General features: G+C 58.8%; 20 protein-coding genes. All 20 read right to left on the bottom strand.

What is annotated here, in order from left to right; genetic code table 11:
- Nucleotides 1-165: 165 nt before the first annotated feature.
- On the bottom strand, nucleotides 166-1,569 hold the full coding sequence (locus P406_RS21940; RefSeq protein WP_046237359.1) for a flagellar hook-length control protein FliK: 1,404 nt from the start codon (nucleotides 1,567-1,569) through the stop codon (nucleotides 166-168).
- A 110-nt stretch (nucleotides 1,570-1,679) separates the two neighbouring features.
- Complete coding sequence (locus P406_RS21935) at nucleotides 1,680-2,036, bottom strand: Hpt domain-containing protein (RefSeq protein WP_003412415.1); 357 nt, start codon at nucleotides 2,034-2,036, stop codon at nucleotides 1,680-1,682.
- A gap of 34 nt (nucleotides 2,037-2,070) precedes the next feature.
- Nucleotides 2,071-3,777 carry a fused response regulator/phosphatase gene (locus P406_RS21930; RefSeq protein WP_046237358.1) on the bottom strand — a complete coding sequence of 569 codons (1,707 nt, stop codon included), beginning with the start codon at nucleotides 3,775-3,777 and terminating at the stop codon, nucleotides 2,071-2,073.
- Nucleotides 3,737-4,084, bottom strand: a complete 348-nt coding sequence (locus P406_RS21925) for an STAS domain-containing protein (protein ID WP_003412420.1) — start codon at nucleotides 4,082-4,084, stop codon at nucleotides 3,737-3,739. Before P406_RS21925 ends, P406_RS21930 begins: the two co-directional genes overlap by 41 nt.
- A gap of 84 nt (nucleotides 4,085-4,168) precedes the next feature.
- On the bottom strand, nucleotides 4,169-4,618 hold the full coding sequence (fliJ, locus tag P406_RS21920) for a flagellar export protein FliJ (RefSeq protein WP_003412422.1): 450 nt from the start codon (nucleotides 4,616-4,618) through the stop codon (nucleotides 4,169-4,171).
- A 6-nt stretch (nucleotides 4,619-4,624) separates the two neighbouring features.
- Complete coding sequence (gene fliI, locus P406_RS21915) at nucleotides 4,625-5,983, bottom strand: flagellar protein export ATPase FliI (RefSeq protein WP_046237357.1); 1,359 nt, start codon at nucleotides 5,981-5,983, stop codon at nucleotides 4,625-4,627.
- Nucleotides 5,973-6,791, bottom strand: coding sequence for a flagellar assembly protein FliH (fliH, locus tag P406_RS21910; RefSeq protein WP_003417840.1), 819 nt, complete (start codon nucleotides 6,789-6,791; stop codon nucleotides 5,973-5,975). The genes fliI and fliH overlap by 11 nt, the downstream gene beginning before the upstream one ends.
- Before the next feature lie 15 nt (nucleotides 6,792-6,806).
- A complete protein-coding gene (gene fliG / locus P406_RS21905) occupies nucleotides 6,807-7,823 on the bottom strand; it encodes a flagellar motor switch protein FliG (RefSeq protein WP_003316807.1) in 1,017 nt (338 codons plus the stop codon).
- Complete coding sequence (fliF, locus tag P406_RS21900; protein ID WP_003412431.1) at nucleotides 7,816-9,600, bottom strand: flagellar basal-body MS-ring/collar protein FliF; 1,785 nt, start codon at nucleotides 9,598-9,600, stop codon at nucleotides 7,816-7,818. Before fliF ends, fliG begins: the two co-directional genes overlap by 8 nt.
- A gap of 15 nt (nucleotides 9,601-9,615) precedes the next feature.
- Nucleotides 9,616-9,945, bottom strand: a complete 330-nt coding sequence (gene fliE, locus P406_RS21895; RefSeq protein ID WP_003344011.1) for a flagellar hook-basal body complex protein FliE — start codon at nucleotides 9,943-9,945, stop codon at nucleotides 9,616-9,618.
- Nucleotides 9,946-10,187: 242 nt separating this feature from the next.
- Nucleotides 10,188-11,603: a sigma-54-dependent transcriptional regulator gene (locus tag P406_RS21890; protein WP_046237356.1), complete on the bottom strand. Its 1,416-nt coding sequence runs from the start codon at nucleotides 11,601-11,603 to the stop codon at nucleotides 10,188-10,190.
- Entirely contained in the window at nucleotides 11,603-12,817 is a 1,215-nt protein-coding gene (locus tag P406_RS21885; protein ID WP_046237355.1) for a sensor histidine kinase, read from the bottom strand. The genes P406_RS21890 and P406_RS21885 overlap by 1 nt, the downstream gene beginning before the upstream one ends.
- Before the next feature lie 122 nt (nucleotides 12,818-12,939).
- Complete coding sequence (gene fleQ, locus P406_RS21880; protein WP_003316803.1) at nucleotides 12,940-14,415, bottom strand: transcriptional regulator FleQ; 1,476 nt, start codon at nucleotides 14,413-14,415, stop codon at nucleotides 12,940-12,942.
- Between the two features lie 178 nt (nucleotides 14,416-14,593).
- Nucleotides 14,594-14,890, bottom strand: a complete 297-nt coding sequence (gene fliT, locus P406_RS21875) for a flagellar protein FliT (protein WP_003316802.1) — start codon at nucleotides 14,888-14,890, stop codon at nucleotides 14,594-14,596.
- A gap of 24 nt (nucleotides 14,891-14,914) precedes the next feature.
- Nucleotides 14,915-15,304 (bottom strand): flagellar export chaperone FliS, encoded by a 390-nt coding sequence (gene fliS, locus P406_RS21870; protein WP_032699175.1) that lies wholly within the window; start codon nucleotides 15,302-15,304, stop codon nucleotides 14,915-14,917.
- Nucleotides 15,305-15,427: 123 nt separating this feature from the next.
- A complete protein-coding gene (fliD, locus tag P406_RS21865; RefSeq protein ID WP_046237354.1) occupies nucleotides 15,428-16,879 on the bottom strand; it encodes a flagellar filament capping protein FliD in 1,452 nt (483 codons plus the stop codon).
- 83 nt (nucleotides 16,880-16,962) lie between these two features.
- Nucleotides 16,963-17,355 carry a flagellar protein FlaG gene (locus P406_RS21860; protein WP_046237353.1) on the bottom strand — a complete coding sequence of 131 codons (393 nt, stop codon included), beginning with the start codon at nucleotides 17,353-17,355 and terminating at the stop codon, nucleotides 16,963-16,965.
- A gap of 72 nt (nucleotides 17,356-17,427) precedes the next feature.
- Entirely contained in the window at nucleotides 17,428-18,276 is an 849-nt protein-coding gene (locus P406_RS21855) for a flagellin domain-containing protein (RefSeq protein ID WP_003417847.1), read from the bottom strand.
- Nucleotides 18,277-18,604: 328 nt separating this feature from the next.
- Nucleotides 18,605-19,531, bottom strand: coding sequence for a ketoacyl-ACP synthase III (locus P406_RS21850; protein WP_003316797.1), 927 nt, complete (start codon nucleotides 19,529-19,531; stop codon nucleotides 18,605-18,607).
- 307 nt (nucleotides 19,532-19,838) lie between these two features.
- Nucleotides 19,839-22,745, bottom strand: coding sequence for a TIGR00180 family glycosyltransferase (locus tag P406_RS21845; RefSeq protein ID WP_046237352.1), 2,907 nt, complete (start codon nucleotides 22,743-22,745; stop codon nucleotides 19,839-19,841).
- Between the last annotated feature and the right edge of the window lie 65 nt (nucleotides 22,746-22,810).

Raw genomic sequence — 22,810 nt, 5'->3', positions numbered from 1 at the left:
GCACTCTGCGTCGTCTGTGCCTCCGCGGTCGAAAAGCACTGCGTTAGCAGCGACTGCGTGTAAGGCATAACATTGTTTCGCATCGACGATTTGTGACGCGGAGCACCAAGAACTCCATGCCTGAGCGGAGCGTTGGCACGAGAATCAGACCAGGACAGGATTGCCTCACGCGTAATAATCGATCTCACTAGTGCCGATCACACGTGCCGCTGGCTGGCTGACCGGGATGGCCGCGTCGACGCCTGCGATTTCATCGGAGCTATCGCCAGAGCTCATGCCCCCGCCACGACCGCTGCGCTGGGCGCGACTGGCCTGTTCCTGAGCCTGTTGCTGGGCCTGCTGTTGCGACTGGTCGGAGACGTTGACGTCGACGTTGCCAAGCCCCTGCTGTACGAACGACTCACGCAACTTCGACATCTGGCTTTCCAGTGCATCGCGTACGCCCATGTGCGCGCTCATGAAGGTCACCTGGGTCTGCTGCTCGGGCGCCATGTTGATACGGATATCCAGACGGCCGAGTTCGGCAGGCTCCAGCTTGATGTCGGCGGTCTTGAGGTTCTGGCTCGACAGGTACATGACGCGGTCGACGATGCCTTCGGTCCAGCCACTTTGGTGCATGGCCAGCGGCTGGTTCATCAAGGGCGCAGCAGGTGCGGCCGCTGTGCGTGCAGGTTGCGCGGCCTGGCTGAGCGCAGCGAGGCGATCGGCAAAGTTGTCGACGCGCGTGTCGCCGGCGGCGCCTTTGACATCCTTCAGCCCCTCACCGATCAAACCGCTGAACGACTTGTCGCTGCTTTCAGTGCTGCTCCCGTCGGAGGGCAACTGCTCGCTCAAAACCGACAGGTTATTGACGATATTTTGATTGGGATCAGCTTCAGCATTGCTCGGCGTCGCCTTGTTGGCAGCCTGGGCATTCTGGGCAGCCAGTTGCGTCTTGGCAGTGGCGTTTTCCAGCGCCAACTGCACGGCATCCAGGCCGTCAAGCGGATCGGCGTCGGGATTGAAGGCTTGTTCAGCCACGGCTGGCGGTGCCGCCTGAGTGGTGGTGAGCGCCGAGACCACTGGTGCGGTGACAACTTCCGCACTGGGTGGCGCCTTGGCTACAGGCGCCGCGGGAGCCTGTGCGGCCATTGCCTGCAATGCCGGGTCAAGCGCCGGATCGACGACCGCCTGGCCCTCAGTCAGCGCCGGATCGGCAGAAGCCTGCGCATCATCCTGCTTCGAGTCGGAGTGCTCCGCATCATCATCTGCAGCCGCCGGCTTGGCTGGCAAATCATTGCCGCTATCGGCAACGCTCGACTTGTCGGCGGCATTCGCCTGATCGCTTGCAGGCTTGTCCTTGCCGGCGGCAACCTTGTCCTTGTCAGGCGCGGTCTTGTCGCGAGCTGGCTTTACCGGCGCATCTTCACGCGCAGGGACGGTGTCTTTCGCCTGCTTTGCATAGACATTGGAAAAGCTGGAGGCCCCGTCCTTGCTGCTGTCAGCAGACTTGACCGCATTGTTGGCCACACCGGACCTGGCGGTCACAGAGGTTGTGGCCTGAAGAAGCGCATTGGTAGCAAGGGGCATTTCGGTCTCCGCATCAGCTGCTGGTTATCGCCTTACCGGAGTAGTTAGCAATATGCGGGCCAATTTAAAATGATGTCCCGTAACGGCAATCGAGCGGGTGGGATCAGGACTCAGCTGACGAACAGCTGCCGCTCGGAATTGAACAGCCCGCGAATCGTCATGTATTCGCTGTCGATCGTGCCAATCAGCTCTGCCAGGCCTGCGAACTGCTGCTGGCGAGCCTGCTCCTCAAGCTGACGACACAGCTCGGAAAGCTGCAAGGCGCCCATGTTGCTGCTGCTGCCCTTGAAACTGTGAGCGGTCAGGCTCAACTCCTGAAAATCAGGATTGCGCGACCCGACAGCCAGACGCAGCTGCGCGATACGCTGCTCGGAATCCTTGAGGAAAACATCCAGCAAGGTCGGATATTCGTCCTCCATGACCTCCTGCAAGGTATTCAATACGCTGTAATCCAGATGAATCGACACTTGTTCACTCCTTGATCAAGACTCCAGGCGGGGATTATGCCACTCCCTCCCAGGAAAATTCCACGCAGGCGGTCCTGCCATCCCTTGACCACCTGGCCTCGCGGCTCAATTCGCAGACCAGATGCAGTCCGCGACCATACAGTTCATTGCTGGCAGGCATCAGCGTCCGGGTCTTTTCCACATCGAATCCCTGACCGCTGTCCTCGACACTGAGGGTCAGCCGACCGCCCTGCTCGACCGCTTCAACCTGCAGGCTCACCCGGATAAAGCCTGACTTCAGCCTGTCGAGACGCTCTGCGCGCTGCTGATAATAAAGGGCGAAGCCTGCTGCATCGTGCTTGAGCGTCGAGTCCAACCCTAGCACACCATGCTCCAGCGCATTGCTGTACAGCTCGCCGAGGACCATATGCAGTGCGGCGCCCTGATCACGCAGGCCATGAACCTCCAGCAGCAATTGCAGAACATAGGGCAGCGGGTTGAAACGCTTGAGGGTAGAGGCACGAAACTCGAAGCTGGCCGACCAGTCCAGCGGGCTGGATGCGCCACTGTCCGAATACATCATGGCAGGCAGGCTCTCCAGCGGCGCCTCGACAGCGCTGACTTCCAGCAGGCTCACATCGTCACGGGCCTTGCCGCCAAATTCGTTGAGCGCCTCGAGGATCTCTTCGATCAACAAGTGCGGCTCGCGATTGGCAGACAGAACCTGTCGCAGACGCTGCGCACCGAACAGCTCCTCCTCATTGTTACTGGTGTCGAGCACGCCGTCGGACAACAGAAATATGCGATCACCCGGTGCCAACGGATATACGTCAGTGCGCGCGTCGAAGGCAGCGACGCTCAGCACGCCCAATGGCAGATGATTCGAAGCCAGCGGCACATGCTCACCCTGCGCGCCGCGCAACAGGTAGCCGTCCGGCAAGCCGCCACTCCAGACCTCGACCTGCCGCTGCGGCAGATTGATACACAGCAGCGTCGCACAGCAAAACATGTCGACCGGGAGGATGCGTTTGAGCTTGGCATTCATCTCACGGAGGATTTCAACCAGTCCATAGCCCTTGGCCGTCATGCCGTAGAACACTTCCGCAAGCGGCATCGCACCCACCGCAGCCGGCAAGCCATGCCCGGTGAAATCCCCGAGCAGCACCTGCATGTGCCCGGCAGGTGTGTAGGCGGCCAGCATCAGGTCACCGTTGAACAGCGCGTAGGGAGACTGCAGGTAGCGGATATTGCTCGCCCCCAGGCAACCGGCGTGGGCGATCTGATCGAACACCGCCTTGGCGACCCGCTGCTCATTGAGCAGATACTCATGGTGCCTGGCGATCTGGTCACGCTGCTGGCGGACGGTTTCGTGCAACACCCGCAAACGGTTCATGGCGTTGATCTTGGCGGCCAATACCAGCGGATTGTAAGGCTTGGACATGAAATCGTCGCCACCTGCGTCCAGGCAGCGCGCAAGCGCTTCGCCCTCGGTGAGCGAGGTGAGGAAGATGATCGGCACCAGCGATTCGCCGGTCATCGCCTTGATTCTTCGCGCCGCTTCGAAACCATCCATGACCGGCATCATGGCGTCCATCAGAATCAACTGCGGGCTTTCGGCCTTGAAGATGGCCACCGCTTCGACACCGTTGCCCGCGCTGAGGACCCGGTGACCCTGCCGCGCAACGATCGTTGAAAGCAGCAGGCGGTCACTGGTGCTGTCATCAGCGATCAGAATGCACAGTTTTTTCGGGGCTGGCTGCACTGGGTATGCTCAATTCGAACAGCTTCGAGAAATTGGAAATGGCCAGAATCTTCAGCACATCAGGCGTGCAGTTGACCAGGCGCACCAGTGCCTTGTCACCGCCAGCGTGATCGCGCAGCAGCAACAGCATCCCCAGCGCAGAACTGTCCAGATAATGCGTACTGCGCAGGTCGACCACGTAGTTCAGTGACTGCGGATAGTCCTCATAGGCAGTGCGAAACGCCTGATGGGAATTGAAATCGAAGCGTCCTTCGATATAAAGGGTCAGCGTCTGGCCATCGGCAGAACGTTCGGAAGTGACAGTCATGGGAACCTCGAGGTGTTTCATCACCGAGACATTGATAGCGTAGACCAGCCAGAGAGATCGCTGCGGGTCTGTTTGAGTCAAACGTCAGAATTGTTCATGGCGAGGCAGGCGCTGCGACAACTCGTCGAGCAATTTCTGCTCGCGCTTGTCCTCCAGCCTGCGCGCCTCGTCCATGTAGCGCTGCACCAGCTTGCGCAAGCCCTCTACCCGCGCGTAACAATCCTGCCAGGCGCTGCGCGCCCGATCCAGATTGGCCTTGTGCCATTCGAGACTTTTGTATTGCTGGGCAACGGCGACATCGAGCTGACTGAGAAAGCGCTGGTAACCCAGCAGCCACTGTCCGGAAACCCCGGTACTGCCGCGCTGCAACCATTGCTGCTGGTAATCCTGACGGAACTGGTCAAGCTCCTGCAGCTTGTTGTTGGCAAGGTTGACCTGTCCCTGGAAGTGCCCAAGGCGCTGGGCGGCGGTTCGCTCGGCAGCTTCTGCCATCTCGACCACCGGCGCCAGACGCGCCGCTCGACTTTGGGCCATGGGTTATCAGCCGCCAGGCGCTGGTGCAAAGATCGACGCCAGCGCATCGCTGCTGCCTTGTATGCTTTCGTTTTCACGCAAGCCCTGGCGCTGGTAGCGCACCAGTACCGGATGCAGCGCAATGGCCATGTCCGTCTCGCGATCGCCGCCTGCTACATAGGCACCCACGCTGATGAGGTCGCGGGTCTGCTGATAGCGCGACCACAACTGTTTGAAATGCTGGGCACGCGCCATGTGTTCAGGGCTGACCACTGCGGGCATGACCCGGCTGATGGACGCTTCAATGTCGATGGCCGGGTAATGCCCCTCCTCGGCCAGGCGCCGGGACAGCACGATGTGACCGTCGAGCACACCACGCGCCGAGTCGGCAATCGGGTCCTGCTGGTCATCACCCTCCGACAGCACCGTGTAAAACGCAGTGATCGAACCGCCACCCGCCTCGGCATTGCCAGCGCGCTCCACCAGCTTGGGCAAACGGGCGAAGACAGAGGGCGGATAGCCCTTGGTGGCCGGCGGCTCGCCAATGGCCAGCGCGATTTCCCGCTGAGCCTGAGCAAAACGGGTCAGGGAGTCCATCAGCAACAGGACATTCTTGCCCTTGTCACGAAAGTATTCGGCAATTCGCGTGCAATACATCGCTGCACGCAAGCGCATCAGAGGCGCATCATCGGCTGGCGAAGCAACTACCACCGAACGCTTCAGGCCCTCTTCGCCGAGGATGTGCTCGATGAACTCCTTGACCTCACGGCCCCGCTCACCTATCAGGCCGACGACGATGATTTCCGCCTCGGTGAAGCGCGTCATCATGCCGAGCAACACACTCTTGCCCACGCCCGTACCGGCAAACAGCCCGAGACGCTGACCGCGGCCAACCGTCAATAAACCGTTGATGCAGCGAATGCCGACATCCAGCGGCTGACTGATGGGATCACGCTTGAGCGGGTTGATGGTCGGGCCATCCATCGGCACCCAGTCTTCGGCCTTGATCGGCGAGCGACCATCCAGCGGACGACCGGCACCATCGAGCACCCGACCCAGCATGCTCATGCCCATCGGTAGCCGACCGGTGTCGGCCAGCGGCACGACCCGTGCGCCAGGCGCAATGCCGGCCACGCTGCCGACCGGCATCAGAAACACCTTGCCACCGGAAAAACCCATCACTTCGGCTTCGACTTCTACCGGGTGATGACTGTCGTCATTGATGACCACACAGCGGCTGCCCATGGCCGCGCGCAGGCCCTCGGCCTCAAGCGTCAGGCCCACCATGCGCAGCAGGCGGCCTTCCACTACGGGCTGGGCAGGCAGGCTGATCGACTCGGCATAGGAACCGAGGCGCTTGGCGAAACTGGTGCGATCAAGGCGCATCGAGGGTGTCCGCGTCGGATTCGTCAGCAGTGGGCACTGTGCCTGGCGAGGCTTGCAGATCGATACTCAGATCGGCTGCCGCAGGATGGGTTACCTGTTCATGCAACTGGTCGTGCATCTTGGAAATTGCCAGGGCGATGCGCGTTTCGACGCTGGCGTCGATACGGCTATGTTCGGTTTCGATCCGGCAACCGCCCGGCAGCAGGTCTTCGTCTTCGACGATCTTCCAGGACTCCTCGTGACGTTCGCGCATGGCCTTGACCAGCAGGAAGTCCTGAGGGTTTATGAAAATTCGCACATTCTGGGCGCCCATAGGCAAGAGCTTGAGAGCATCGCGCAAGACGCTGGCAATCTGTGCCGAGTCGGTGACCAGCTCACGCTGAATCACCTGACGCGCGATGTGCTCGACCAGATGAATGACAGCCTTTTCGATCTGGGTATCCTGCTCGGCGATAGGTGTCAGCAGGTTGCCCATCAGTTGTTCCAGGCTGGCAACCTTTGCTGCAAGAACGACCTCCGCCTCCTGGCGCACTTTTAGCTGAGTGCTGTGAAAACCTTCCTTTTCACCGGTGGCGAAACCTTCGTTCCAGGCCTCCTGGCGGATACTTTCCAGCTCTTCCAGGGTCAGTGGCTGGACTTCTTCCAGCGGCACTTCTTCCATCTCGGCCGGTTCGTCGACGTGCTCGGGCTCCGGTTCAGGCTCGGGCTCCACGTGCGGATCGAAGCTGGGCAGCGCCCAGATATCGAGCAACCCGGCGTCCTTGGCGCGAATGAGGTCGCTGGCCGATTCTTTATTGGAACTGGACATGAGTCGGCTGAATCCTTAGATCATTTCCTCGCCACCCTTGCCACCGAGTACGATCTCGCCGGCCTCGGCCATACGACGCGCAATGGTGAGGATTTCTTTCTGGGCGGTTTCCACATCGCTGACACGCACCGGACCTTTTGCTTCCAGGTCGTCGCGCAGCAGCTCGGAGGCACGCTTGGACATGTTCTTGAAGATTTTTTCCTTGATCGCTTCGTCCGAGCCCTTGAGCGCCAGTACCAGCACGTCCGAGGATACTTCGCGCAGCAGCGCCTGGATACCGCGATCGTCCACGTCGGAAAGATTGTTGAAGACGAACATGAGGTCTTCGATCTGCACCGACAGGTCTTCGTCGACCTCGCGGATCGAGTCCATGAGCGAACCTTCGATCGAGCTGTCGAGGAAGTTCATGATATCGGCCGCACGCTTGATACCACCCAGTGTGGTACGCGACGTGTTGGCGTTACCGGAGAACTGCTTCTCGAGAATCTGGTTCAATTCCTTCAGAGCCGCTGGCTGTACGGTGTTGAGCGACGACACGCGCAGGATGATATCGAGGCGGACCTTGTGATCGAAATGCCCAAGCACCTCGCCTGCCTGGTCGGCGTCGAGATAGGCGACCACGATGGCCTGAATCTGCGGGTGCTCGAAACGGATCACGTCGGCAACGGCACGCGGCTCCATCCACTTGAGGCTGTCCAGACCACTGGTATTGCCACCCAGCAGAATCCGGTCGATCAGGCCGTTGGCCTTGTCCTCGCCCAGTGCCTGAGTCAGCATCTTGCGGATATAGCCGTCGGAACCGACGCCAAGGCTGGTCTGATCGCCGACGATGTCGACGAATTCGCTCATGACCTCTTCGACCTGCTCGCGATGCACATTGCGCATCTGCGCCATCGCCACGCCGACCTTCTGGACTTCCTTGGGGCCCATGTGCCGGAGCACCTGAGCCGCATCGGTTTCGCCCAGCGAGAGCAACAGTACAGCCGCTTTTTCAACTTTGGAGAGTTTGGCTACCATGGCTCGTTCATTCATCAGTGTTGATCCACTCTTTCACAACCTGAGCCACACGGCCAGGATCCTCAGCCACCAAACTCTTGATTGCATTCAGCTGTGCGTCATAGCCTTCGGTCGGGCTTGGCAGCAGAATGCTCTGCGGGCCGCCCAGGCTTACGCGATCGTTGGACAATTCGCCGTCCAGACCGCCCATGCCACCCAGTTCGGCGTCGCCACCGAAACCTGCCAGTTCCTTGCGCTTGCCATTGGTGATGTTGTTCAACACCGGGCGCAGTACACCGAACACCAGGATCAGGATGAAGATCACGCCAACAGCCTGCTTGACGATGTCCCAGAACCAGGGTTGCGAATAGAACGACGCTTCAGGCAGCACTTCAGCGCGTTCGCTGGAGAACGGCACGTTGATCACGCTGACGCTGTCGCCACGGCTGGCGTCGAAACCGACGGCATCCTGTACCAGACGCGTGAAGCGAGCGAGATCCGCCGCGCTCCACGGAGCACGGGTGACTTCGCCATTGGCCGCGTTGGTCTTGACCATGTCATCGACCACTACCGCGACCGAAAGGCGGGTCAGACGGCCCTGCTGCTGCTTGGTGTGACTGATCGAACGGTCCAGCTCGAAGTTCTTGGTCGACTGCACGCGCTTGTCGGCCGGGTATGGCGCCAACGCAGGCTGGCCGGTTGCCGGGTCCATGATCTGCTGACCATTGGCATCGAGCAGGGGCTGGCCTGGAGCGATAGGGCCGGCTGCACCCGCGGCACCGGCTGCGGCGTTTTGCGGAGCGGTTGCAGGACCGGGAGGCTGATTGCTCAAGGCACCCGGCACACCGCCCGAACTGGAACTGCTGGAACGCTGTTCGTTGACCGACTGCTCGCTGCGCAAGGCAGGCTGGTCAGGGTTGAAGCTTTCGGCGGTCGATTCGACAGCGCTGAAATCAACCACTGCCGAGACTTCGGCCTTATAGCGGTCATTGCCCAGAATCGGCTGCAGGATGTTCTGCACACGCTGGGTCAGCATGCCTTCCATGCGCCGGCTATAGTCGAATTGCTTGCCGGCCATGGTCAGCTCGGAGTTTTCCGCCTGATCGGAAAGCAGAGCGCCCTTCTGGTCGACGACGGTAATTTGCGACTTGCTCAACTCGGGAACACTGGTGGCCACCAGATTGATGATAGCCATGACCTGACTCGGCTCCAGCGAACGACCGGCGTACAGCTCGACCAGTACCGAAGCGCTTGGCTTGCGGTCATCACGGACGAATACCGAGCTTTTCGGAATTGCCAGGTGCACACGGGCACCCTTGACGTTGTTCAGTGCCGAAATGGTCCGTGCCAGTTCGCCTTCCAGCCCGCGACGATAACGCGTGGCCTCCATGAACTGGCTGGTGCCCAGCCCCTGATCCTTGTCGAGGATTTCGAAACCGATGTTGGCGTCGTTCTGTACCACGCCCGCCTGGGCCAGCTGGATGCGCGCACGCTGCACATCATCGGACTTGACCAGCAGCGCACCGGAGTTCGGCTCGACGGTGTAGTTGATGTTCGCTGCAGTCAGGGTGTCCATGATCTGCTTGCTGTCCATGCCCGCCAGACTGCCATAAAGCGGACGATAGTCAGGCTGCTGGGACCAGAGCACCACGGCGAAGCCGATGGCCACGCTCGCGGCAAGACCGACCATGAGGCCGATCTGACGCAGCATGGTCATTTCGGAAAGATTTTCCAGAAAAGACATACCGAACAACGGTTTTCTTTCGGAAGCGTCCGCTCTTGCAGGAACGGTATCGGCAGCTGCTTCGGCCATGACTCAGTACGTCCCTTAAACCGGCATCTGCATGATGTCTTGGTAAGCTTGAACCAGCTTGTTACGCACCTGGGTCAACGCCTGAAAAGACACGCTGGCTTTCTGCGACGAAATCATGACGTCGGTCAGATCCACGCCGCTCTTGCCGACTTCGAATGCATTGGCCAACTGGCTGGAAGCCTGCTGGGTCTGCGCGACCTTGTTGACGGCCTGACCAAGCATGTCAGCGAAGCTGCTGGCACCGGCTTCCTGCGCACCGGACACGGGCTTGGGCGCAGACATCGCATCCATCTGCATGGCCCGCATATCCAACATCAAGCGATTAAATTCAACACCTTGGCTCATGGACATATCTCTCGTAAGGCCCGCAAATTTTTGACACTGATTCAGCGGGTACAGAAGGTATAGCAACAACGATGCCAGCTAGGTGGCGGCTATTTGCCACACCAGATGAGTGCATCATGTCGCTTGACACGAGTTCGCGCCGCACCGCCCGTATTCATGGGCCGCCGGGATTATTTCAGGCTTGTATCACAGCAAAAATATTCAGTGACCGCCGATCGGGAGTGGCAATCAGTGTGCTTCGTTCATGTGGCAAACAGATAGGCTTCCACATCCATTCCGGCGTCACGCATCTGCGCCAGCTTGTAACGCAATGTACGCGGGCTGATACCCAGGCGTTCCGCAGCCTCCTTACGACGTCCCCGTTCAGAACGCAGGGTGTCGATGATCATTTGAAACTCGTGACGCCTGAGGTCATCGCCCAGCGCGCCGACTGATTCCGGACTGACACCGGCACCTGCATTCTCCGCCATAGCAGTGACGGTCACAGCCGCCGCAGCCTCGACCGGTGCGGCAACAGGCAGGCTGGTGACAGGCCCGGACAGACAGAAATCCTGCGCCTGAATCACCCCGCCCTGCTGCAGAATCAAGGCTCGCTGCACGGCGTTATCCAGCTCCCGCACATTTCCGGGCCATGGATAGCTCACCAGACACTGCTGCGCTTCGGCGGAAAGGCGAACCGGCGCGTGCTTCATTTTATTGACGTGCTTGGCCAGAAGCCGCTCGGCCAACGGCAGAATATCGGCAGTCCTTTGACGCAACGCCTGCCATGCCAATGGAAATACCGACAGGCGATAAAACAGATCTTCGCGAAAGCGCCCCGCCGCCACTTCACCCGCCAGATCGCGGTTGGTGGTCGCCACGACGCGAATGTCCAGAACGATCGGCTTGCGCGCGCCCACGCGCTCGACTTCGCGTTCCTGCAACACACGCAGCAATTTGGCTTGCAGCCCCATAGGCATTTCGGAAATCTCGTCCAGCAGTATCGTCCCGCCGTCCGCCTGCTCGAACTTTCCAGCCTGGGCCGCAATCGCGCCGGTAAACGAACCCTTTTCATGACCGAATAACGTGGCTTCCAGCATATTGTCCGGAATCGCCGCACAGTTGATCGCAATAAAAGGCTTATCGGCACGGGGCGAGTTTTGATGAATGAAACGCGCCAAGACCTCTTTACCGGTCCCGGACTCGCCGGAGATCAACACGGTGGAGTCGCTTTTCGCCACGCGACTGGCCAGGTTCAGCAACTGAATACTGGCGGGCTCGACGGCAATCGGCCCGTCGCGCTCGGCAGGCTCCAGACGACCCAGTGCATGCCGCGCAACCAGCGCGATCAGTGCTTTGGGCTCGAAGGGTTTGACCAGGTAATCCGCAGCCCCCTGGCGCATGGCATCGACCGCGCGCTCGACCGCGCCATGTGCGGTCATCAACAGCACCGGCAATTGCGGATGCCGGCTGCGCAACAGACTCAGCAACTGGTGACCGTCCATGCCCGGCATGTTGACGTCACTGATCACCAGACTGAATGGCTGCGCATCAGCGGCCACCAGCGCATCTTCGGCGGAACCGACCGCCTGATAGCCATAACCGGCCAGCTCAAGGGTTTCCCCAAGCGCTTCCCGGAGCGAACAGTCATCCTCGACCAGCAGCACATTGATCGGCATCAGTTATTACCTGTCGAACTGCAAGCCGGGATCAACGGCAGGCTGATAATGGCGCAGGTACCACGGCCGACCCTCGACAAATAATGCACACGCCCCTGATGCGCACGCGACACTGCCGTCACTACGGCCAGACCAAGCCCTGTGCCGGTGGTCTTGGTGGTAAAGAACGGCTCACCGATGCGCGCCAGCGCGGCCTTGTCAATGCCGCTGCCGTTATCGCTGAAGCAGATCCGCAGCTCATTGCCGCGGCTGTAGGCGTGGACTTTCAGCAGCATCCGGCCAGCGCTGGCCTGGACGGCGTTTTCAATCAGATTAAGCAGTGCGCCGACCAGTGTGTCGCGATTGCACAGCAACTCGCCATCGATGCTGTCGCACTGCCAGCGCACCGACACGCTCTGAACATGCGTCGCAGCAGCATTTTGCAGCGCCTGAAACAGAGCACCGGGCGTCAGGCGATCCGTCAGCGGCAGCTCGCCCCGGGCGAACACCAGCATGTCGCGAACCTGATGCTCCAGCTCATGCAAACGATCCTTGAGCCGCGCGGCGAAACGCTGCTGGGTTTCCACCGGCAGTTCCTGCTCGGTCAAATGGCTGGCGTAGATCATCGCAGCGGACAACGGTGTACGAATCTGATGCGCCAGAGAAGCGACCATACGCCCCAGTGAAGACAGACGCTCGTGACGGGCCAGCTGTTCCTGAAGATGACGGGTTTCGGTCAGGTCATTGAGCAATACCAACTGACCCGGCTCGGCATCCAGTGAGCGCGTGGCAATGGAGAGCCTGCGACCGTCCTTGAGGGAGACTTCGTGGCCGTCGTCCTCTCGGGGGGCAAAGCAACGGCTGATCACATGACGCCAGAGCATGCCCAGCAGCGGCTGCCCGAGCAGATCGATGGCAGCGGGGTTGGCTTCGCGCACGACGCCCATGCCATCAATGACGATCACCCCGCCAGGCAACAGATCAAGCAGATTCTGCAGACGGTTGGCCAGGCGTTCTTTTTCCGCCAGCTCCTGAAGGCGCTGGGCGCCGGCATGAGCCAGTTCGCCCTTGAGTTCGGTGACGCGCGCTTCGAGCAAGCCGTAGGAATCGGTCAGTTGCGCCGACATTTGATTGAACAGCGAGAATGCCTGCTCAAGCCCCTGACGACTTTCCAGCTCCGGGGAGTACTGAGCCTGAACAGATAGGGCGGAAGTCAGTTGGGCGGCCTGGGACATGATTCATCTCTCTCGTGGCTAACCGTCAGTAAACGGTGTGTTAAGAGAGACTTAGCAATCCCCGTGCCTAAAAAAAACCCCTGAAAAATCAGGGGCTTGGTTTTTGGCACAAAAAACCGGCGTCAATCATCTGCCTGTTCATCGCCCTCACGACGGCTCATACCGTACTTGCGCATCTTCTCGACCAGCGTGGTACGACGAATACGCAAGCGCTCCGCAGCGCGGGCAACGATACCGTTGGCGTCGTCGAGCGCCTGCTGGATAAGGCCCTGCTCCAGACCACCGAGGTAGTCTTTCAGATCGAGCCCTTCAGGCGGCAGCATCGCGCCGGAAGCGAAGTTCGGCGTATTGCTGTTGATCGCCACACGCTCTTCGATCTCGCTGCGCATGCTGTCGACCATCTGCTCGTCTTCGTCGTCGACGTAGCGAAACTTCTTTGGCAGTTCGGCCACGCCGATCACGCCGTACGGGTGCATGATCGCCATGCGCTCGACCAGATTGGCCAGCTCACGAACGTTGCCCGGCCAGGCATGGCGACACAGCGACATGATGGCGGCGGAGTTGAAGCGAATCGAACCGCGCTTCTCGTGTTCCATGCGCGAAATCAATTCGTTCATGAGCAGCGGAATGTCTTCGACACGCTCGCGCAACGGCGCCATTTCGATCGGGAACACATTGAGACGGTAGTAAAGGTCTTCGCGGAAGCTGCCCAGCTCGATCATGGTCTCGAGGTTCTTGTGCGTCGCGGCGATGATGCGCACATCGATACTTTGCGTCTTGTTGCTGCCCACACGCTCGAAAGTGCGTTCCTGCAGGACGCGCAACAGCTTGACCTGCATCGGCAGCGGCATGTCGCCGATTTCGTCGAGGAACAAGGTACCGCCGTTGGCCAGCTCGAAGCGGCCGGCACGGCTGGTGATCGCGCCGGTGAACGCGCCCTTCTCGTGTCCGAACAGCTCGCTTTCGAGCAATTCGGCCGGAATGGCACCGCAGTTGACCGGCACGAACGGCGCATCACGACGCTTGGAGTGATAGTGCAGATTACGCGCAACCACTTCCTTGCCTGTCCCCGACTCGCCAAGAATCAGTACGCTGGCATCGGTGTCGGCGACCTGCTGCATCATCTGCCGCACGTGCTGAATCGCGCGGCTGGTACCTACCAGACTGCGGAACAGGTTCGGTTCACGATGACGGCCGCGCTCGCGAGCCTGGTCGTACATCTCGCGATAGACCTGGGCACGGTGCAGCGAATCGAGCAGCTTGCTGTAGCTGGGTGGCATTTCGAGTGCGGAAAGGACTCGTCTGCGCAAATCCTCGGGCAATTCGACAGAAGAATTTTCGCTCATCAGCAGCACAGGAAGGAACTCATCCCATGCCGCGATGGTCTTAAGGAGCCCTTGCAAACTGCCCGGCGCGTTTACGCTCCCGACCAGTACGCAGAGTACTTCTCGTGGAGACGCCAGAGAGCCGACCACCTGCTGCCAGTCCTGACTGGAACAGGAGAGATTTTCTTCGCCAAGAAAATTCAGGATCACCGCCAGATCCCGGCGGCGCTGGCTATCGTCATCGATTAGCAGAATCTTGATTTCACGCCACATGCAATAGCAACTTCCCTAGTCAACTCAATGCCCATGATTGGGGGGCAGCTTGGCTTTCTCAGCTGTATAAACCTTGAGACGCCAGAAAATAGTAAACATCACTAGTTAAGTCAAAAAAACGGACACAGTCAAATTTATGGCGAAATTCTTGTCGAACAATAAAAATGACAATTAAACATTAACCAAACAGATGGTATACCTTCGTCGCGCTCTTCGCATTCTGGATTTGAGTCATTTCTTCGACAACCGCTTGACGCTCGCCGGTTGCAACATCAATCAGCTGCCTGTAGACACCCAATAACTCCTCAAGGTTGCTGCGCAATGCAGGTTCGTCGTCAGGCGCTTCGCTGACCACCGCGTCGACGCATTCGCGGCACGCCAGGTCCAGCTTGACGATAGCCTCCCAGTCACGATCTGCCAGCGCACCTACCAAGGCTTCGCGGGTTTCTTCGATACGCTTGAGCGCAGCACTCATTATTGTTCTCCTCAGACCAGCAGATTATTGCAAGGTGCCGATAGCGTCCCAGCCTTCCTTGACAGTGATCAACAGGCCGGCGACTTCATCGAGTATCTTCTGATCATTACGGGCGTTGGCTTCCGCCAGGCGCGTCATCATGTAGTGATAGAGACTGTCCTGTCTGAGCAGCGTGTCACTGGGTGAGTTCTCCAGATCCAGCCCCTCGCGCAGGCCGCCAACGATGTCGATGGCCTTGCTGATGAGCACGCCCTTGCTGGCGATATCCTTGCGCGCCATGGCGCCCTTGGCCTGAGCAATGCGGTCGAGGCCACCTTCCATCAACATTTGAACCAGACGATGAGGACTGGCCTCCGAGGTCTGAGCCTGGGAGCCGATCTTCTGATACTGCCGCAACGCTAACATCGGATTCATAATGGGCCTCGTAACAAATCCAGAATACTGATACTCAAGCTATCGACGCAGTGCGCAGAAACTTTAGCCCAAAAGCAGAAACCCGACACAGAGTCGGGTTCCTGGTACTTCTGCACTCATTTTTTACGAGGCGTTTTTCTGAGCGTTCATCGCATCGAAAATCGAAGTAATGCTTGAAGCCGTTGCCTTCAACTGACCGACCACGAGGTCCATTGCGTTGTATTTCTTGGTGAGGGTTTCCGTCAACGTAGTAATACGACGGTTGAGCGCTTCCTGATCACTGGCCAGTCGCGTCTGCACTTTATTCAGACTGGTGGTCTTGCCAGCCAGAACGCCATCAGCTTTGGTATACGGCTCAAGCGCAGTGTTCATGCGTGCGATCAAGCCACCCGAGCTCGTGCCGTCAGCATTGGTCACGCCGGTGAACATCGCCTGAATCTGACTGCCCAGCTTCTTGTCACTCAACGCTGTAGTCAATTCGGTGGTGTTCAACGTCAACTTGCCGTCAGACTGCTGAGTCTTGATCCCCAACTGCGCCAGGGAACTCAAGCCGGCATTCGACGTAGCCGTGGAAATCTGATCACGTATCGTTGCCAGCAGTGCACGCGGCGTGGAGTCGCCGGTCAGCGCAGCGGCCGTGTATTTACCCTGACTGTCGACAGTACCCTTGGTCAACGACGACACCAGTGAAACCAGCGTGTTGTAGGAGTCGACGAATGACTGCAATGAGGTTTTCAGACCATCGGTGTTAGTGGCTACCGTGACCGTGGTCGATGCCGAAGCAGCAGAAGAAGCGCTAGGCGCGACCAGCTCGAATGTCAGACCGGAAATCGCCGTGCTCACGGTATTGGTCTTGCTGGTCAGACTCAGGCCATCGACCGTGAATGCGGCGTCCTTGGCGACAGCGGTAATCGCACCAGCGCCGGTACTGGACTCACTCATCAACTTGGTGCCATCGATGTTGAGTGCTTCCTGGCCGGAAGCACCCGTCACCGAAATGTCACTGCCCTTGCCGGTCGTTGTCGAGCTGAACACCAGCCTGGAACCGCTGTCGTCGTTGATAATGTTGGCGGTGATGCCCTTACCCTGCAGCGTCGAGTTGATCTTGTCGCGCACTTCCTGCAGCGTCGAGGTCTTGTCGATCGCCACGTTGTAATCAGTGCCATTTTGAGTGATTTTCAGCGTACCACTCGGAATAGCACTCGACTGCGACGAGCTCAGCGCGGCGGTAGCCACCTTCGAAGGCGTTGCCAGCTGGCTTATGTTAATCGCGTAGGAGCCGTTGACTGCCGTGTTGCCCGCTGTGGCCTTGACCACCGACTCATTGGCAGACGTGGCAGCAAAGCCCTGGAAGGCAGGCGTGGTGGAGCTGGCCAGGGTATCCAGTGTTTTCTGAAACGCAGCCAGTGCAGACGTCAACTGACTGACACCCGACAGCGATGCAGTCGTGGAGGCGCTCTGCTTGTCGATCTGGTTTTGCTTGGGCGCTTTTTCAGCACCGACAAGGCCTTCGACGATGGCGGAAATTGCCAGACCCGAACCCAGGCCTGTTGTAGAGGTAATCGGACTTGCCATGGTGCTTCTCCCTTCAAGAATGCTGCGGGGTTCGCTGCCCTTTCAAAAGGCGAGTGACCCGACAACACATACCGTACCGGCGATCAGGCCTTGGCGCGGAACAACAAACTGTTCGCATCACTCAGGCTATCGGCCAGCTTCAGGATTTCTGCATTGGGAATCTGTCGTACTACTTCACCGGAATCACTTGCAATCACTTTGACAATGACTTTGCCAGAATCTTCGTCGATCGAAAACTCAAGATTGCGCTTGACCTCGTGAAAGAATTTCTGGATGTCCTCAGCGGCTGCCTTGACTTTGGCATCGTCCTTGGAATCATCCTTGTGCAGACCGGAGCCTTTACTTTCGGCCGTGGCGGCAATGCGCTCGACGGACGCCTTATCGGCAGGCTTGTCAACGGACGCGTCCGGCACAAGGGCCTGACTCGCCGGTTGAACGGCCGGATAAGTCACGTTCAACTTCACACTCATATCCATGACCATCACCTCAGAAAGCAAAAAAGCGAGAGAGCACTGTTAAGTACTCCCCCGCTAAAACTCACGCCGATATTACTGAAGCAGTTTCAGTACAGCGGATGGCAGCTGGTTAGCCTGAGCCAGAACAGAGGTGGAAGCCTGTTGCAGGGTCTGTTGCTTGGTCAGCTGTGCAGTTTCAGCAGCGAAGTCGGTATCCTGGATACGACCCAGTGCAGCACTGGCGTTTTCGTTGATGTTCTGCAGGTTGGAGATGGTGCTGGTCAGACGGTTTTGTGCAGCACCGAGATCAGAACGCGTGCTGTTGATGGTCTGCAGAGCCGAGTCGATAGCGGCCATTGCAGCAGAGAAGTTGGTCTCTGCAGCAGCACTGTCGGAACCGACGATGGTGATGGCCGAACCGACACCCAGGGTGTTTGCGTCAAAGCTGGCGCTCAGAGTCAGAGTGATCTGGTTCGAGGCGCCGGAGTTGGAGCCAACCTGGAAAGTCATGGTGCTGGCAGAACCGTCGATCAGGTTTTTGCCGTTCAGGTTGGTGCTCTGAGCGATACGGGTCAGTTCCGAACTCATCTGAGTGAATTCTTTGTTCAGCGCAACGCGGTCAGTGTCGCTGTTGCTGTCGTTTCGCGACTGAACAGCCAGTTCACGCATACGTTGCAGAATGTTGGTCGACTCTTGCAGCGCGCCTTCAGCGGTCTGAGCAATGGACATACCGTCGTTGGCGTTTTTGATCGCCATGGTCTGACCTTTGATCTGCGAGTTGATCTTGGTGGCGATGTTCAGGCCAGCAGCGTCGTCTTTGGCGCTGTTGATTTTCAGACCGGAAGACAGACGAGTCATCGAGGTCGAAAGGGCGTCGGAAGCGCGACCCAGGTTCTTCTGGACGTTCAACGATGCTACGTTGGTGTTTACTGTTAAAGCCATGATGAATTCCTCGTTGGTTTGGTACTACGTGGCTTCCGGCCCCTGCAAGCGCCGGGTGTGCCTAGAGAACCTTCGTAATAGTTATCGTCGCGATGGCAGGTTGCTTGAGTGTTTTTTTTTAATATTTTGCCATCATCGTGACACCCCTTATAAAACAAGGGTTTGGGGGCATAAACCCGCGACGCAACAGAGAGAAATTCATGACAGTCAGAAGTGGCGACAGGCGAGCGCGTTGTGCCACGAAGTTAAAAGTGTGACGTGGATCACTATTTAATTTAAAAACGCCCGGGGAGTTATCCGCAGGCGTTCTTTGTAAGACGAGGCGAACTCAGTCTTTATAGATAATTGCAGAGCCCCAGGACAGCCCCACACCAAAACCACTCAAGGCGACCCGCTTCCATGAAGAGCCGAGCACGTGCTTTTCGATCAGCAGCGGAATGCTCGATGACACGGTGTTGCCGGTTTCGACCATGTCCTTGAGAAACTTCTCGGGCTTGTCTTCGAAGCGCCGCGCGACCGCATCGACGATCGCGGCACTGCCCTGGTGAATACAGAAGGCATCTATATCGTCAGGGGTCAGATCCGACTCGGCCAGTAGCTCATGCAGATGCGCCGGGACTTTCAACAGTGCGAAGTTGAACACCTGGCGACCGTTCATGAAGAAAATGCCGTTGCTGACCTTGAGATGTGGCGCACCGGAACCATCGGTACCGAACTTCGCCTTGCCCAGCTGCCATTCGGCCCCCTCGCCCATCCAGGTGGCCGTCGCAGCATCACCGAACAGCATGGTGGTATTGCGGTCTTCCGGGTCGACAATTTTCGAATACGGGTCGGCAGTGATCAACAAGCCGTTTTTCAAGCCTGCCGCTTCCATGAAGCCCTTGATCGCATAAATGCCGTACACATAGCCGGAACAGCCCAGCGATATGTCGAATGCAGCGACGTTGGTCGACAGCCCCAACTTGTCCTGAACGATGGCCGCGGTATGCGGCAGCCCTTCCTCGTCGCCATTCTGGGTGACGACGATCAGCACATCGATGCTTTCGCGCTTGAGCTGCGGGTTATTGGCAAACAGCGTATTGGCTGCCTCAACGCACAGATCCGAGGTTTCCTGGCCGGCGTCTTTGCGCGGCAGGAAGGTGGAGCCGATTTTCCCAAGGATGAATTCTTCATCCTTGCCGAATTTGGCGCCTTGAGCGTAGTTATCAACACCTGCAACAGGCACGTAACTCGCTATGCTTTTAATGCCAATCATCATGGCTTCCCGATGAGTAAACAGGTCATTTTTCGTCCCGACGAAATCGGGGCGCTACCGAATAGGGGTGATTTACGGACATTTTCAGGGCGCTTGGCAGGTTAAAGCAAGTCAGGCGCATGTCGCTCCCTGTAAAACAATACAGTGGAGATGCACTTTATGACCCGCAGGTCACTCCCGTCTGCATGCTTTAGGATAATTTGCGTCGAGGGGACATGCACTGGATCCTGGCCTGAAGCTTACTGCGAAGAAGCTTTCAAGACAGTGAACCGGCCGCGAAGCAGCCGGTTTTACGGGGGTGAACGACTCAAACGGCCAGAGTGAAGCCTTTGCCGTGGAGATCCAGATTGACGTTGTAGGCTTCATCCTGCGCGAACTGCGCTGACCACTTGTCCATCAATGCTTCGCGCGCCTGCTGCGGGGCATGCAGCACACCGGAATGCACCACCTGCACATGCGGCGTCCATACGGTCAGGTAGCCGGCTTGCGCAGCCTTGAGGCACAGGTCGACATCGCCCAGCGCTTCGGCGAATGCCTCCTCATCAAGACCACCCACTGTGTTGTACAGCTCCTTGGCAATCATCAGGCAGGCCGATGACACGGCGGAGTAGTTCTGCTCGACCACCAGGCGCTGCATGTAGCCGGTGGCGGTCTTCGGCTCACCGACAAACCCCGAACCCACACCGCCATTGAGGCCCAGCACCAGACCGGCCTGAGTCACTGCACCTTCGCCATCCACCAGCTTGGCGCCTACCACGCCCACTTCCGGGCGCTGCGCCTGGTTGAGCAGTGACTCGATCCAGCCGACATTGACGATCTGACTTTCGGCATCCAGCAGGATCAGGTATTCGCCACCGGCTTCCTGGCTGATCAGATTATGCAGCGCTGCAGGACTCATGCGCTGTTCGGCACGGAACACCCGCACGCGACCCGACACTTGCTCCTGCCGGTCAAGCCAGGTCGACAGTTCGGCAGAGGTGCTGGCGTTGTCACCGATCAGCACTTCATAACGCTGATAGCGGGTGCGTTGCAGAATGCTTTGCAGGCAGCGCTGCAATTCGGGCAGGTTGTCCTGGCTGTGCAGCAGGATCGAAACCACCGGCCGATGGGCGTGGCGATAATCGATCTTGTAGGTGCCAGGCTGCGCCGAGCTGACTTCCGCCTGATAACCGCGCTTGCCAAGGTGGCGCTTGAGCGCTTTCTGTTCGTCCGGATTGTCTTTCAGCTCGGGCGCATCACAGATCAGCAACGGTTCGCTGAGATGGGCCAGGCCGCTCATGCCGCCCTGCTCGATCAGACGCAGCAACAGATCGAATTCCAGCGCCTCGGGGAACTCGCGCGAGTAACCACCCGCCTCGACCAGCAACTCGCGACGCACCAGCCAGTGACGGGCCATCAGTGCCGGCAGGCTTTGCAGCAGATCAAGATTGAAGCCGGGACGGAACACCGAGGTCAGCGTGCCATTGGCTTGACGCTGAATCTCGTCCACGGCAACAGCCCGGCACTGCGCCGCATCGATCAGCTCGGCGCTGGCCAGCAGCAGACCGCTGCGGGTGAACTCTTCGCCGGCCTGTGCCAGCATCAGCCAGTCGCTAGGCGACTGTTTGACGACCTGATTGATCTTGTCGACGTAGTTGCTTTCAGTGACTTTCACAAAGTGCAAGGTATTGTGCAGCGTGGTCACGGCTGGCAATTCCCCGGTGGTGAACACCACCACCCTAAAGGCCTTGTAATGACTGTTGATCAGGCTGTCGAACGTGGCCTGCAGCTTGAATACATCCGCCTCCAGGTCCAGCAACAGGATACCGATCTGCGACCCGGCCGGTTTGCTGGCGAGCTTGTCGCTGATCTGCTTGAGGGCCTCAGGCGCCGGATCACGCGAATCGAGCCAGTTGAGCAGTTGACCGGAAGCCATGCCATCGAGCAGCCGACCGTTGTCGAAAGCGGATGCCGCCTGCAGACGCTGGCTCCAGGCCGAAACCATTTCGATCTGCTTTTCACTGTCCTTGCCTTTGCCGCTGATCAACTCCGCGATCAGGCTCTGCACGACACCCTGGTTGAAGGCGTAGGTTTCGTAGGCGTACCACAGGCGGCTGATGCGCGCTTCAGCATCCGGGTTGTTCTGCTCGCGCAACAATTCAGCCTGCTTGAGCAGCACCGCTTCCAGCCCTTCCAGCTGCAAACGACCCGCTGGCATGAGGTGGATCAGGAATTCGATTCTGGCCAGCTCATCGAACAACGGCTGGTTGTAGAACGGCATTTCGACAAACTGACGAGGCTCGAACAGCGCGTCCGATTGCTCAAGGCCAACATTCCACACCGCGCTGATGATTTTCTCATCGCCCTGGAAGCCCTGAGTCTTGAGGCATTCACCCATGGCTGCGAGACCGGCCTGAATCTTCTGTTCACCCTGCGCGCCTTCGAAGCCCGAGCCTTCACCGAGCAGCGCGACGAGTTTCTTGGCGAACGCATCGCGGGATGCTCTGGCCTTGGGATCGGTGTGCCTGACGGCGGCGGCAATGGCCAAGCCATGGCGTAGCTCGGCCTGCTTGCCCGAGGTGAAGTGCAGTGCATAAGGGATTGGCAGGATGCGCAGGCGGGCCGCAGCAACCAGATAGTTCATGTGGCCGATTTCCTGCCAGTGCGGCTCGGTGTCATCGGTAGCCGAGGTGAACCACTGCTGCGCCAGTTCCGTGCGCGTCACTGCGCTGAGCAGCGACAGACTTTCGCTCATGAAACCCAGAACCCGCTCGCCCGCGTCCTCCGAGGCATAGTCTTCGCAGGTTTTGCGATCGCGTCGGAAATAGTCCACCTGACCGACCTGCGCCTGATAGCTCAGGCTGTAGCCCTGACAGGCACCGTAGGTCGGGTTGGCCTCAAGAAAGCTCAGCGCTGCGCGCAGTGCATCAGGCAGTAAAAAACTGTCGACCGGAGCCTGAACCACGAACGGCGTGGTCACCTGCTTGAGCCCCTCTGCGACCCTGACGCCAAGGCTGGCACTGCCCAGCGCGTCACTGTGCAGGTAATGCAAGCCAGCGCTTGCGGCAATTTCCGCATCAGGCTGGACTGACGCATCGACCACTATGAGGTTGCACGGGAACTCACTGTAATACTTCAAGGCGCGGCGCAGAAAGTCCGGCTGGTCCCTGGCCATCAACAGCAGGGTCAGACGCTGATTCAAAGCGGTGTGTTCATTTCCCGAATGGCTTTGCATGATCTTTCCTTATAACGAATCGATTGCGCCTTCAACCGCAGCGGGCGTTGAAGCAAGAGCGTAGC

The sequence above is a fragment of the Pseudomonas syringae pv. coryli str. NCPPB 4273 genome (genome assembly GCF_000972175.1).
Classification (GTDB): Bacteria; Pseudomonadota; Gammaproteobacteria; order Pseudomonadales; family Pseudomonadaceae; genus Aquipseudomonas; species Aquipseudomonas syringae.
Note: the sequence above shows the minus strand (reverse complement) of the source record. Positions and strands in the feature narration are given on the sequence as shown.

Coding starts and splice junctions, on each gene's coding strand:
- P406_RS21940 (WP_046237359.1), bottom strand. CDS start 1,569: ATGCCCCTTGCTACCAATGCGCTTCTTCAGGCCACAACCTCTGTGACC.
- P406_RS21925 (WP_003412420.1), bottom strand. CDS start 4,084: ATGACTGTCACTTCCGAACGTTCTGCCGATGGCCAGACGCTGACCCTT.
- fliJ (WP_003412422.1), bottom strand. CDS start 4,618: ATGGCCCAAAGTCGAGCGGCGCGTCTGGCGCCGGTGGTCGAGATGGCA.
- fliI (WP_046237357.1), bottom strand. CDS start 5,983: ATGCGCCTTGATCGCACCAGTTTCGCCAAGCGCCTCGGTTCCTATGCC.
- fliH (WP_003417840.1), bottom strand. CDS start 6,791: ATGTCCAGTTCCAATAAAGAATCGGCCAGCGACCTCATTCGCGCCAAG.
- fliG (WP_003316807.1), bottom strand. CDS start 7,823: ATGAATGAACGAGCCATGGTAGCCAAACTCTCCAAAGTTGAAAAAGCG.
- fliF (WP_003412431.1), bottom strand. CDS start 9,600: ATGGCCGAAGCAGCTGCCGATACCGTTCCTGCAAGAGCGGACGCTTCC.
- fliE (WP_003344011.1), bottom strand. CDS start 9,945: ATGAGCCAAGGTGTTGAATTTAATCGCTTGATGTTGGATATGCGGGCC.
- P406_RS21890 (WP_046237356.1), bottom strand. CDS start 11,603: ATGCCGATCAATGTGCTGCTGGTCGAGGATGACTGTTCGCTCCGGGAA.
- P406_RS21885 (WP_046237355.1), bottom strand. CDS start 12,817: ATGTCCCAGGCCGCCCAACTGACTTCCGCCCTATCTGTTCAGGCTCAG.
- fleQ (WP_003316803.1), bottom strand. CDS start 14,415: ATGTGGCGTGAAATCAAGATTCTGCTAATCGATGACGATAGCCAGCGC.
- fliT (WP_003316802.1), bottom strand. CDS start 14,890: ATGAGTGCTGCGCTCAAGCGTATCGAAGAAACCCGCGAAGCCTTGGTA.
- fliS (WP_032699175.1), bottom strand. CDS start 15,304: ATGAATCCGATGTTAGCGTTGCGGCAGTATCAGAAGATCGGCTCCCAG.
- fliD (WP_046237354.1), bottom strand. CDS start 16,879: ATGGCAAGTCCGATTACCTCTACAACAGGCCTGGGTTCGGGTCTGGCA.
- P406_RS21860 (WP_046237353.1), bottom strand. CDS start 17,355: ATGGATATGAGTGTGAAGTTGAACGTGACTTATCCGGCCGTTCAACCG.
- P406_RS21855 (WP_003417847.1), bottom strand. CDS start 18,276: ATGGCTTTAACAGTAAACACCAACGTAGCATCGTTGAACGTCCAGAAG.
- P406_RS21850 (WP_003316797.1), bottom strand. CDS start 19,531: ATGATTGGCATTAAAAGCATAGCGAGTTACGTGCCTGTTGCAGGTGTT.
- P406_RS21845 (WP_046237352.1), bottom strand. CDS start 22,745: ATGCAAAGCCATTCGGGAAATGAACACACCGCTTTGAATCAGCGTCTG.